At 68.8% G+C, this 12,353-nt stretch carries 11 protein-coding genes; all 11 read left to right on the forward strand.

Features of this window, described 5'->3' with window-relative positions; all coding sequences use genetic code 11:
* Nucleotide 1 precedes the first annotated feature (1 nt).
* Nucleotides 2-784 carry an ABC transporter ATP-binding protein gene (locus ACREB4_RS14470; RefSeq protein WP_431588931.1) on the forward strand — a complete coding sequence of 261 codons (783 nt, stop codon included), beginning with the start codon at nt 2-4 and terminating at the stop codon, nt 782-784.
* Complete coding sequence (locus tag ACREB4_RS14475) at nt 781-2,100, forward strand: cobyrinate a,c-diamide synthase (protein WP_431588932.1); 1,320 nt, start codon at nt 781-783, stop codon at nt 2,098-2,100. The genes ACREB4_RS14470 and ACREB4_RS14475 overlap by 4 nt, the downstream gene beginning before the upstream one ends.
* Nucleotides 2,097-2,564 carry a hypothetical protein gene (locus ACREB4_RS14480; RefSeq protein ID WP_431588933.1) on the forward strand — a complete coding sequence of 156 codons (468 nt, stop codon included), beginning with the start codon at nt 2,097-2,099 and terminating at the stop codon, nt 2,562-2,564. The genes ACREB4_RS14475 and ACREB4_RS14480 overlap by 4 nt, the downstream gene beginning before the upstream one ends.
* Entirely contained in the window at nt 2,561-2,923 is a 363-nt protein-coding gene (locus tag ACREB4_RS14485; RefSeq protein WP_431588934.1) for a DUF2149 domain-containing protein, read from the forward strand. The genes ACREB4_RS14480 and ACREB4_RS14485 overlap by 4 nt, the downstream gene beginning before the upstream one ends.
* On the forward strand, nt 2,920-6,963 hold the full coding sequence (gene cobN, locus ACREB4_RS14490; protein WP_431588935.1) for a cobaltochelatase subunit CobN: 4,044 nt from the start codon (nt 2,920-2,922) through the stop codon (nt 6,961-6,963). Before ACREB4_RS14485 ends, cobN begins: the two co-directional genes overlap by 4 nt.
* Before the next feature lie 28 nt (nt 6,964-6,991).
* Entirely contained in the window at nt 6,992-7,561 is a 570-nt protein-coding gene (gene cobO, locus ACREB4_RS14495) for a cob(I)yrinic acid a,c-diamide adenosyltransferase (RefSeq protein ID WP_431588936.1), read from the forward strand.
* A 3-nt stretch (nt 7,562-7,564) separates the two neighbouring features.
* Entirely contained in the window at nt 7,565-8,503 is a 939-nt protein-coding gene (cbiB, locus tag ACREB4_RS14500; RefSeq protein ID WP_431588937.1) for an adenosylcobinamide-phosphate synthase CbiB, read from the forward strand.
* Nucleotides 8,500-9,546 (forward strand): pyridoxal phosphate-dependent aminotransferase, encoded by a 1,047-nt coding sequence (locus ACREB4_RS14505; protein ID WP_431588938.1) that lies wholly within the window; start codon nt 8,500-8,502, stop codon nt 9,544-9,546. Before cbiB ends, ACREB4_RS14505 begins: the two co-directional genes overlap by 4 nt.
* Nucleotides 9,543-11,057: a cobyric acid synthase gene (locus ACREB4_RS14510; protein WP_431588939.1), complete on the forward strand. Its 1,515-nt coding sequence runs from the start codon at nt 9,543-9,545 to the stop codon at nt 11,055-11,057. The genes ACREB4_RS14505 and ACREB4_RS14510 overlap by 4 nt, the downstream gene beginning before the upstream one ends.
* Nucleotides 11,054-11,872, forward strand: a complete 819-nt coding sequence (locus ACREB4_RS14515; RefSeq protein ID WP_431588940.1) for an ABC transporter substrate-binding protein — start codon at nt 11,054-11,056, stop codon at nt 11,870-11,872. The genes ACREB4_RS14510 and ACREB4_RS14515 overlap by 4 nt, the downstream gene beginning before the upstream one ends.
* A 15-nt stretch (nt 11,873-11,887) precedes the next feature.
* On the forward strand, nt 11,888-12,353 hold a 466-nt coding region (locus tag ACREB4_RS14520; RefSeq protein ID WP_431588941.1), incomplete at its 3' end, for a nicotinate-nucleotide--dimethylbenzimidazole phosphoribosyltransferase.

Here is a 12,353-nt window from a genome sequence, read left to right on the forward strand (position 1 = left end):
GATGAGCTTGATCCATGCCGCCGCGGCCTTGAGCGCCGACATCCAATCCGTGCGCTTGTCCGGCCAGCCGGTGTTGCAGCCCATCCAACTGGGACTGGCCTCTGGCCGCTGGACGGCCGTCGTCGGCCCCAATGGCGCGGGCAAGTCCACCTTGCTGCGCACCCTGGCCGGGTTGCAGGCCTGCGATGGCACGGTTCACCTGCAAGGCCGACCGCTGGGTGCCTGGCCGGCCAAGGAGCGGGCCCGGACCCTGGCATGGCTCGGCCAAAGCGAGGCCGGCGCCGATGACCTGACCGCGCACGATGTGGTCATGTTGGGCCGCCTACCGCACCAGGCCTGGTTGGCGCCCCCCAGCCCGGCAGACCTGGCAGCGGTGCAGCAGGCCATGCAGCAAACCCACTGCTGGGCCTGGAAGGGCCGCACCCTGGCGCAACTGTCGGGTGGCGAACGCCAGCGTGTTCTGCTGGCCCGCGCTCTGGCCGTGCAGGCCCCGGTCGTGTTGATGGACGAACCCCTGGCCCACCTCGACCCGCCGCACCAGGCCGATTGGCTGCACATCGTGCGCCAACTGGTGGGGCAGGGTGTGACCGTGGTCAGCGTGCTGCACGAGCTGAACATGGCCTTGCAGGCCGACGACCTGGTGGTGATGCAGGCGGGGCAGGTGCGCCACCATGGCGCCGCGCAAGCACCGGCGTCCCATGCCGCCTTGCAATCGGTGTTCGACCACCGCCTCAAGCTGTTCAACGTGGAGGGGCATTGGTTGACCATGCCGCACACCGCATGAGCAGGCCACCGGTGTCATGTCCCGCCGTGCTGATCAGCGCGCCGGCGTCCAACCAGGGCAAGACCACGGCCACCGCGGCCCTGGCCCGTTGGCACCGCCAGCAGGGGCGGCGTGTCCGCGTCTTCAAGACCGGCCCCGACTTCCTCGACCCGATGGTGCTGGAGCGTGCCAGCGGCCAGCCGGTGTACCAGCTGGACCTGTGGATGGGCGGCGAAGCGCATTGCCGCGAGATGCTGTACCAAGCTGCCTGCGAGTCCGACCTGATCCTGGTGGAGGGCGTGATGGGCCTGCACGATGGCGAGGCTTCCAGCGCGAACCTGGCCCTGCGCTTTGGCTTGCCCGTGCTGGCCGTGATCGATGGCTCGGCCATGGCGCAGACCTTTGGCGCCATCGCGCTGGGCCTGGCCACCTACCGGCCCGGCTTGCGCATGGCGGGGGTGCTGGCCAACCGCGTCGGCAGCGAGTCGCACGCGCAGATGCTGCGCGAAAGCCTGCCCGGGGGCATGGCCTGGTTCGGCGCACTGCCGCGCAACGAGGCCTATGGCATGCCTTCACGCCACTTGGGCCTGGTGCAGGCGGCCGAGATCGCCGACCTGGAGCAGCGCATCGACCAGGCGGCGCAGGCCTTGGGGCGCATGTCGCCCGCCTTGCCGCCGGCCGTGAGTTTCGACGCGCCTGAGCTGGGCATGGCCACCAACACAGCCCGCGGCCTGCAGGGCGTGCGCATCGCCGTGGCCCGCGACGCGGCGTTTTCATTCTTGTACCAAGCCAACCTGGACACCTTGCGCGAGCTGGGCGCCGAGCTGCGCTTCTTCTCGCCCCTCAGCGACACGGTTTTGCCCAGTGCCGACAGCCTCTACCTGCCCGGTGGCTACCCTGAGCTGCATTTGGCCCAGTTGAGTGGCAACGGCGCCATGAAGGCGGCGATCCACGCCCACCATGCCCAAGGCAAGCCCACGGTGGCTGAGTGCGGCGGCATGCTCTACCTGCTGGACACGCTCAGCGATGTGCAAGGCCACGCCGAACCCATGCTGGGTTTGCTGCCCGGCCATGCGGCCTTGCAGAAGCGCTTCGTCAACCTGGGCATGCATGGCGTGGACTTGCCCGAGGGGGCCTTGCGCGGGCACACCTTCCACCACGCCAGCATGGACAGCCCCATGACCCCGGTCGCTTTCACGCAGGCCCAACGCCAGCATGGCAAGCCCGAGGCGGTCTACCGATCGGGCCGCCTCCAGGCGTCTTTCCTGCACTTGTATTTCCCTTCCAACCCGGTGGCCGTCGCGGCCTTGTTCGCTCCTGGAGTTACCGCACCATGATGATTGAAACTGGTTTTTCGCAGGTGGCGCAGTCGCTGCTCTGGCCTGTGCTCACCTTGGTGGCCCTGGGCTTCGTGTTCGCCTTGTGGACGGGCGGCATGACCTTGATGGAGGCCTGGCAGCGCTGGCGCAATCCGCGCTACACGGCCTTGCGCGTCACGCCGGATCTGTCGATGGAAGAGCTGGAGCTGTCGGTGATCCGGCAGATCGAGCCGGTGCGCCTGCTCAGCCGCCTGAGCCCCATGCTGGGCCTGATCGCCACGATGATCCCGTTGGGCCCGGCCTTGCAAAGCGTGGCGGCCGGCCAAGGGCAACAGGCCTTGTCCGTGTTCAGCGGCGCTTTCGCGGGCGTGGTGCTGGCCTTGGCGGCAGCCTCCATCGGACTGACGGTGTATTCGGTGCGCCGCCGTTGGCTGCTGGCTGAATTGCTGGACGTGCGCAAGGCGCGCGAGGGGGCGCGATGAGCTTCAAGCACATCCACATGATGGCCGAGGACGACGACGACCCCATGCTGTCGGCCGTCAACCTGGTCGATGTCTTCCTGGTGCTGGTGGTGGCCCTGCTGACGGCGGTGGCCGCGCAAAGCCAGAGCAATGCCGAAGAGAACGTCACCATCATCCGCAACCCGGGCCAGCCCAACATGGAAGTGGTGGTGCGCGAGAACGGCAAGGAGATCAAGTTCAAGGGCGCCGGCAGCGCCGGCGCCGGTGAAGGCCAGCGCGCGGGCGTGGCCTACAAGTTGAAGGATGGCAACATCGTCTACGTGCCGGAGTCGGGCGCTTCCGCCCCCAAGCCCGCCACGGCAGGGCAGGGCGCCCGGTGACGGTGGCCCTGCGTTGCGGGCGCTGGGCCCTGGCCTGGCTGTTCATGGGCCTGGCCCTGGGGGTGAACGCCCAGGCCGCCGCGCCGGTGGTGTTGTGGCTGACCACCGATGTCACGCCCGCGCCGCGCACGGCCATGGTCGAACGGCTGGCCCGGCAACAGGGCTTGGCCGTGCGGCACCTGGAATATCCCTTGCGGGGTGCGAATGCGCTCACGCCCGGTGAAGCCGCCACGCTGAACACGGCCTTGGAGGGGGCTGCCTTGGTGTGGGTCGATGCGCCCCACGTCACGGCCCAGACGCGCTTGGAGCGTTTGCTGAACCAGCCCTTGCAGGACCATGTCGCCTTGGCGGGCAAGGTGGTGTGGGTCTTGCCCGACACGGGCGGCGCCAACCGCATCGCGGCCTACCTGCAGGCGGGCGGTGAGCGCAACACCGCGCATGCCCTGACCTTGGGCCTGGCCTTGATCAAAGGCCAAGCCGCGCCGGATCTGCCAGCGCCACAAGCGTGGCCCAGCCGTGGCCTTTACCACCCGGATGCGCCCGGTTTGTTCACCGACGCCCAGGCCTTGGCCCGTTGGCAGCAGGCGCAGCCCGCCTGGCGTGACCGCCCGGCGGTGGTCTTGCTGGTCCACCGCTACCACTTCATGAACGGCGCCACGCAGTGGATCGACCAGTGGTTGCGCCTCTTCGCCAAGCAGGGCCTGTTTGCCTACGCGGCTTTCGGGCAGCAGGTCGACGCGGCGGGCTTGTCGGGCCTGCTCGAAGTGCCCGGCCCGGGTGGCCAGGGCACCCAGTTGCAGGCCAAGGTGATCGTCATCCACCAGTTGCTGCCGCAAAGCGCCGCGCTGCAGCCCTTGTTCACGCGTTGGGGCGCGCCCGTGTTGCTGACGCAGCCTTACCGGTCTGGCGACACGGCCGCCTGGGCTCAGGACGAAGGTGGCCTGTCGCAAAGCGATGTGCCCTTTTACCTGGCCCAACCCGAAGGCGCAGGCGCGGTGGACCCGGTCATGGTGGTGGCCCATGCCGACCAGGGAAGGCGCACCGAGTTGATCGAACGCCAGGCCCAGGCCGTGGTGGCCAAGGCGCGCCGCCTCATCACGCTGCAGACCAAGCCGGTGGCCGACCAGCGCCTGGTGGCCATGGTCTACAACTACCCGCCGGGCGGCAGCAATTTCGGGGCCTCCTTCCTGAACGTGCCGCGCAGCCTGGAGCAGGTTTCCAGCGGCCTCGCGCAGGCCGGCTATGCCACCCACGCCGTGCCTGAAGACCAATGGATCGAGAGCCTCAAGCCTTTGCTGGCCGCTTACTACCCGGGCGCCGACCTGGGCGCGATGCTGTCCAGCAACCAGGCCGCGGCGCTGCCCTTGTCGCAGTACGAAGCCTGGTGGGCCACGCTGCCCGCGCCCGTGCGCCAGCGCATCGAAGCGCAGTGGGGCCCACCCGCCAGCAGCCGTTACGTGGTGAGCCACCGTGGCCAGCGCGTGTTCGTGATCCCGCGCTTGCAGGTCGGGCAGCTGTCGGTGCTGCCGCAGCCCCCGCGTGAAGAGACCTTGCACCTGGGCCAGAACCCTTTCATGCACCGCAGCAAGACGCCCTTGTCCCACCACTACCTGGCGGTGTACCTGTGGGCGCGCCAGGCCGATGCGCTGATCCACTTCGGCACGCACGGCACGCAAGAGTGGGCGCCGGGCAAGGCGCGCAGCCTGGACGTCTGGGACGATGCCTTGCTGCCGCTGGGCGATGTGCCGGTCGTCTACCCCTACATCGTCGACAACCTGGGCGAGGCGCTGACGGCCAAGCGGCGTGGCCGCGCGGTGCTGGTCAGCCACAAGACACCGGTGTTCTCGCCAGCGGGCTTCGAGGCCAAGATGGCCCACATGCACGAGCTGATGCACGAGTGGGAAACGGTGGATGCCGGCCCCACGCGGCAGGCGCTGGAGCGCCAGTTGACCGCCAGCTTTGTCGAACACCAGTTGCACCGCGACCTGGGCTGGACGGCCGAGCGCATCGCGGCCAACTTTTCGGGCTTTTTGGAATTGCTGCACCCCTACCTGGACACGCTGGCGCAAAGCTCGCAGCCCAAGGGCCTGGCGGTGTTCGGCCGTGTGCCTGAAGCTGCCCAGCGCCACCAGACCATCCTGCAATCCTTGCGCAAGCCTTTGATCGAGGCGCTGGGCGAGGACATCGACGAAGCCTTCCTGATCGACCACCAGTCGGTGGCCACGGCGCGGCCTTCGCGCTGGCTCGACGTGGCCCTGGTCGACGCGGCCAAGGCCAGCACCCTGGATTTGCGCCCCGCCTTGCCCAGCGGCCCGGTGCCCAACCGCGCCGCGCGCAAGCCCATCGACTCGGCCGCGTTGCTCAAGCTGGCCGAACGCGCCCAGGCGCTGGAGGCCTTGCTGTCCACCGAAGGCGAGATGCCGGGTCTGCTCAAGGCGCTGTCGGGCCAGTTCATCCCGGCGGCCTATGGGGGCGACCCCATCCGCAACCCGGACAGCCTGCCCACCGGCCGCAACCTGACCGGCCTGGACCCCAGCCGCTTGCCCACGCGCCAGGCCTACGAAGTGGCCAAGGGCCTGTTCGACGATTGGCTCAAAACCTGGCGTGCCGAGCATGGCGGCCAGACGCCCGAGCGCCTGGCCCTGTCGCTGTGGGCGGGCGAAACCCTGCGGCACCAGGGCATCATGGAAGCGCAGGCCCTGGTGGCCCTGGGCGTGGAGCCCCAATGGGATGACGCCGGTCGGCCCACGGGCGTGAAGGTGATCCCGGTGGCCACGTTGAAGCGGCCGCGCGTCGACGTGCTGCTCAGCATCACGGGCTCTTACCGCGACCAGTTCCCGGCCCTGATGGCTTTGGTGGACCAGGCGGTGGCCGCTGCTTCAAAGGCCGAGCCGGGCAACGCCGTGGCCAGCAACACGTCGGTGGTCGCGGCCGAACTGGTGAAGGAAGGCGTGCCCCGGGTACAAGCGCAAACGCTGGCCCAGGCCCGCGTGTTCGGCAATGTGGCGGGTGATTACGGCACCGGCCTGTCCGAGGCCGTGCAGTCTGAAGGCGTGCAGCGCGACGACGGCCGCCTGGGCGAGATGTTCCTGCAGCGCATGAGCCAGCCCTATGTCAATGGCGAAGCGCTGGATGGCCTGCCAGCCGGCGTGGCCGCCAAGGCCCTGGGCTCGCACCTGCGGCACACGCAGGCGGCGGTGCTGTCGCGCACCTCGCACCTGTACGCCATGGTCACGTCCGACGATCCCTTCCAATACCTGGGTGGCTTGGCCGCGGCGGCGCGCAGCGCAGGCAAGACCGAGGCCCTGGGCTTGTACGTGAACCAGTTGCAGGATGCGAGCGAGGTCCACACCGAATCGGCGGCCAAGAGCATCGCGCTCGAGATGCAATCGCGTTACCTGCACCCTGGCTGGTTGCACGCCCAGAAGGCCGAGGGCTACGCCGGCACGCTGCAGGTGCTCAAGGCCCTGCAGTTCGCCTGGGGCTGGCAAGTCACCTCGCCCGACACGGTGCGGCCCGACCACTGGCAGAACTTCTACGAAGTGCTGGTGCAGGACAAGCACAAGCTGGGCTTGCCGCAATGGATGCGCAGCCACCCGCAGGCCTATGCGCAGTCCCTGGAACGCCTGGTGCAGGCGCAGCGCATGGGCTATTGGCAGCCCGACGCGGCCACCCAGCAGCAGGTCGCGCAGTTGTACAAGGACCTGACCCGCGAGGCGCCCCTGCCGGGTGAGCTGGGCGCCGTGCGGCATTGGGTGGCGCAGCAGTTGAACGAGCCATCGCCGGTGGAGCCACCCCAGGCTGCGCCCGCGCCCCGGCACGCGGCGCCGCAGGTTCAAATGCCTCAGGCGCCGGCCGCCGCGCCAACGCCCCCGCCGACCCTTCAAGGCTTGTTGCTCGAGCGCCAGCCTGACAATCCACCACCTGCGCTGGATGTGCAGCGGACCTTGTCGCAGGCGCTGGCCATGGTGCTGATGGCCTTGCTGGTGGCCGCTGGTGCTTCCTGGCAGGCGGTTCGAAGGCCCGTCGTGGCCACGTGATTCCGAATTTGAGATTGGAGAGACCCTCATGGACATCGAACAACCCCCCGTCGACCGCCAGGTTGACAAGCCCGATGGCGAACGCCGCGGCCTGCTGCTGGTCAACACCGGCGATGGCAAAGGCAAGAGCACGTCCGCCTTCGGCCTGGCCTTGCGCGCCCATGGCCGGGGCAAGGCCGTCAAGATCTACCAGTTCATGAAAGTGCCCAGCGCCCGCTTTGGCGAGCACCGCGTGTTCGAGCAATTGGGCGTGCCCATCGAAGGCCTGGGCGATGGCTTCAGCTGGAAGAGCCGCGACCTGGAGCATTCGGCGCAACTGGCCCGCGATGGCTGGGAACGCGCCAATGCCACCATCCAGGCGGGCGAGCATTTCCTGGTGGTGCTGGACGAGATCATGTACCCGCTGCGCTACGGCTGGGTGCCGCTGGAGCCGGTGCTCGAAGCCTTGCGCCATCGCCCCAGCCACGTTCACGTGATGCTGACCGGCCGCGGTTGCCCGCAAGAGTTGATCGACATCGCCGACACCGTGACCGAGATGGCGGCGGTCAAGCACCACTACAAGGCGGGCGTGCCGGCGCAGCGCGGCATCGAAGACTGAGCCATGACCCCCTGGGTGAGCCTGCTGGCCATGGCCGTGGCCTTGCTGATCGACCGGCGCTGGGGCGAGCCGCCGGCGTGGGCGCACCCGGTGGTCGCCATGGGCCGTTACCTGGGGCGGCTGGGGCCGCGCCTGACCACCTGGCGTCCGCGCTGGGCTTTTCTGGGCGGGATGCTGGCCTGGTGCCTGGGCGCCATGGCGGTGCTGGCCTTGGCCTGGGCCGTGCAATTCGGCCTGTCGGGCCTCCATGGGGCGGTGCAGGCCTTGCTGCTGGGCCTGCTGCTGAAACCCTTGCTGGCCTGGCGCATGCTGCGCGATGAAGTGGCCTCGGTCGAGCGCGCGCTGGGCGACTCGCTGGAAGCTGGGCAAGTGCGCTTGCAACGCCTGGTCAGCCGCGATGTCACGCAGTTGGACAAGGTGGCCGTGCGTGAGAGCGCCATCGAATCCCTGGCCGAGAATTTGAACGATTCACTGGTCGCGCCCCTGCTGTGGTTCGCCGTGGGCGGCCTGGGTGGCGCGGCGCTTTACCGTTTCGCCAACACGGCCGATGCCATGTGGGGCTACCGGGGGCGCTACGAATGGGCCGGCAAGTGGGCGGCGCGTGTGGACGATGTCCTGTCATGGCTGCCTGCCCGGATCACGGCCTTGCTGCTGTGCCTGGCGGCGGCCCGGTCGCCCGCCTGGTCGGCCATCCGCCGGCAAGCCCGTGCCACGCCATCGCCCAACGGTGGTTGGCCCATGGGGGTCATGGCCTTGCTGTTGGGCGTGCGTTTGAGCAAGCCGGGCGTGTACGTCTTGAACGAGGCTGGCGAGCCGCCCCGGGCCATGCACACGGCGCAGGCCCTGGCCTGGGCGCAAAGTGCGGTGTGGTGGGCTGCGGCCTTGTGCGCGGGCCTGATCCTGCTGCCTTGGGCGCCGACTTGGGCGTGGGGAAGGGCATGACCATGCACCTGTCCGTGCACGGCGGCCCCGACGGCGGCCCGGCGATCACCCACGATTTTTCGAGCAACGCCAACCCTTTGGGCGCACCTGACCATGTCCTGCAGGCGATCCAGGCGGCCGATCGCCAGCGCTACCCCGACCCGCACTACCTGGCCCTGCGCGACTCCTTGGCGCGCACCCTGGGCCTGCACAGGGACAGGCTATGGCCCACGGCGGGCAGCAGCGAAGCCATCCGCCGCCTGACGCTGGCGGCGCACCTGCAGGGCGTGAAGCAGGTCTGGGTCCCGCAACCGGGCTATGGTGATTACCGGTCCGCCGCGCTGGCCCTGGGCCTGTCCGTGCACGCTTATGCCAGCGGTGACGATTTGCTGGACCGCTTGTCCACACCGGCCGGGCCCGCCCTGGTCTGGCTGTGCGAGCCTTGCAATCCCACGGGGCACAGCCTGCCACCTGCGTTCTGGTCGGCCTTGGCGGAGCTGAAATCTGCGCACCGGTTGACCTTGGCGCTGGACCGCGCCTACGAGCCCCTGCGTTTGCTGGGCTCGGACCCGGTGCCCGCCGCCTTGGCCGACCAATGCTGGCAACTGTGTTCCCCCAACAAGGCCCTGGGGTTGACGGGGGTGCGTGCCGGCTACGTGATCGCGCCGGTGGATGACACGGAAGGCCTTGGAGCCGCCTGGTCGGCCCTCGCGCCGAGCTGGGTCTTGTCGGCCGAAGGCGTGGCCATGCTGCAAGCCTGGCACGACGACGACACACAGGCCTGGCTGTCCCGATCGCGCCAGACACTGGCCTGCTGGATCGAAGCGCAACGCAACGCCTTGACGCAAAGGGGCTGGCGCTGCCTGCCCTCCGTGGTGCCCTTCATGCTGGCGGAGGCCCCAGGTGATGCCTCGGCCTTGCTGGCCCGTTTGCGGACGCAAGGCATCAAGTTGCGCGATGCCACCAGCTTCGGCTTGCCGGGATGGGTGCGTGTAAGCGCGCAAGCGCCGCGGGCGCAACAAGCCCTGCTCATGGCCTTGTCTGACGACAAGGTGTCCCCATGAACCAACAAGCCAAAGCCGTCATGGTCCTGGGCACCACCAGTGGCGCCGGCAAGAGCTGGTTGGCCACGGCCCTGTGCCGCTGGTACGCGCGCCAGGGTTTGAAGGTGGCGCCCTTCAAGGCCCAGAACATGAGCAACAACGCCCGTGTCGTGCCGGGCCTGGCTGGACGGCTGGGCGAAATCGGCAGTGCCCAGTACTTCCAGGCCCTGGCCGCCCGCGCGCGGCCCGAGGTCCGCATGAACCCCGTGCTGCTCAAGCCCGAGCGCGACACCGCCAGCCAGGTGGTGGTGCTGGGCCAGGTGCGCCCCGACCTTCACCAGGTGCCTTGGCGCCAGCGCAGCGAGCAACTCTGGCCCTTCGCCCGTGATGCCTTGCAAGCCTTGATGGCCGAGAACGACGTGGTCGTGATCGAAGGCGCGGGCTCGCCCGCCGAGATCAACCTGCACCACAGCGACTACGTCAACATGCGCACGGCCCTGGCCGCGCAGGCGGCCTGCCTGCTGGTCACCGACATCGACCGGGGCGGCGCCTTCGCCCACCTTTTCGGCACGCACCAATTGCTGCCCGAGCACGAACGCGCGCTGATCCGAGGCTTTGTCCTGAACCGCTTCCGCGGCGATGCCACCCTGTTGGCGCCCGGCCCCGAACAACTGCAGGCCATGACGGGTGTGCCCACCGTGGCCGTGCTGCCCATGTGGCGCGGCCATGGCCTGCCGGAAGAAGATGGCGTGTTCGACGCCAGCGCCACCGGCCTCGAGCAGGCCCAGGCGCTCAAGCGCATCGCCATCGTGGCCTACCCGCGCATCAGCAACCTGGACGAGTTCCAGCCCCTGCGCGCCATGCCCGGCGTGCGCCTGGTGTGGGCGCGGCACCCGGCCGACCTGGAGGGCATCGATTGGGTGATCCTGCCGGGCTCCAAGCACACCACGTCCGACTTGGCCTGGTTGCGGCAGCAGGGCCTGGACGTGGCGATCCAGGCGCATTCCGCGCGCGGTGGCGCCGTGTTGGGGGTTTGCGGTGGATTGCAGATGCTGGGCCAGGCCTTGCTCGGCGTTGAGGGGGTTGACGGCGTGGATGATGAACGGAGTGGCAAGGCGCCCTTGTCGACCCCCGGCCTGAGCCTGCTTCCCCTGGTCACCACTTTCGAGCGCGACAAGCTCCTGCTGGATACAAACGCCTCATTCACTAACACCGCCTTAGCCTGGGCCCCCCTGAGCGGTGTGCATGTCCAAGGCTATGAAATCCACCAAGGCCGAACCGCCGCGCCCGCTGGCCAGCCAGGCCCCACCGAGATCCTCCACAATCCGCAGGGCCAGGCCTTGGGCTGGCAGCAGGGCGCCGTTTTGGGCCTGTACCTGCACGGCCTGTTCGAGTCCCCGGCCGCCCTCCAGGCCCTGTTCGGCATCCAGGCCCGGCCGCTGGACGCCGTCTTCGACGACCTGGCCGACTACCTCGACCAGCACTTCGCGCCTGGCGCGCTCATGAACCTCCTCAAGCCATCCACCGCATGACGACGACCTCACCGCAAGGCCCCCAACGCATCGCTTGCCTGTCCACCGAATCCGTGGACGTGCTCTACCGCCTGGGCGTGCAAGACCGCATCGCCGGCATCTCCGGCTTCACCGTCTACCCGCCCCAGGCCCGCGAAGAAAAAACCAAGATCAGCGGCTTCAAGACCGGCAAGCTGGAACGCATCCTCGATGTCCAGCCCGACCTGGTGATTGGCTTCTCCGAAGTGCAGCGCCCCTTGCTGGACGCCTGCGCCGACGCAGGCGTCGACGTCCTGTGGTTCAACCACCGCAGCTTGGCCGGTGTGTCCGACATGGTCCGCCAATTGGGCCAGGTCGTGCAGCGCACCGAAGCCGCCGAGGCTCTGGTGGCCGAGCTGGAAGCCCGCCAGGCCAAGGTGGCCCAGGCCGCACAAGGCCTGCCCTTCAAGCCGCGCGTCTACTTCGAGGAATGGCATTCGCCCCTCATCTGCGGCATCGCCTGGATCAGCGAGATCATCCAGCTGGCCGGCGGCGTCGACGTGTTCGCCGAGACCGCGCAGCGCTTCCCATCCCGCGAGCGCGCCGTCACGCCCGAGCAGGTCCTGGCCGCCGAGCCCCAACTCATCATGGGCGCCTGGTGCGGCCAGCGCTTCGAGCCCGAGAAAGTGCTGGCCCGCGAAGGCTTCCCCGCCTTGAACGCCCTGATGCAGGACATCCCTTCCTCCGACATCCTTTCGCCCGGCCCCGCCGCCATCGAGCGCGGCCTGGTCCACATCTTCGGCGCCATCGCCCGCTGCGCCGGCACCACGCCCCAAGCCCTGGGCTTCGACGCCTGATTGAGCACACCCACCATGACCAAGCTGAACGCCATCACCGACCTGAACAACCCGGCCCGCGCCCAGCGCCTGCAACACCTGCTGGACCACAAGACCAAGCCCTTGGGCTCCTTGGGCCGCCTCGAATCGCTGGCCTTGCAACTGGGCCTGATCCTGGGCACCGAGTCGCCTCAGCTCACCCAGCCGCAGATGGTGGTGTTCGCCGGTGACCATGGCCTGACCGCGCAAGGCATCTCGCTTTTCCCCAGCGACGTCACCTGGCAGATGGTCGAGAACTTCCTGGCCGGTGGGGCGGCCGTGAGCGTGCTGGCCCGTCAGCATGGGCTGGCGTTGACAGTGATCGACGCTGGCGTGGCACACGACTTCGCGCCCCGCGCAGGCCTGCAGATCCGCAAGATCGCCAAGGGCACAGCCGATTGCGCGCAAACCGCCGCGATGACAGCCGAGCAGTGCGAACAAGCCATCGCACACGGTCGCGAGG

Source organism: Aquabacterium sp. (assembly GCF_050725395.1).
In the GTDB taxonomy this organism is placed as follows: Bacteria; Pseudomonadota; Gammaproteobacteria; order Burkholderiales; family Burkholderiaceae_C; genus Aquabacterium.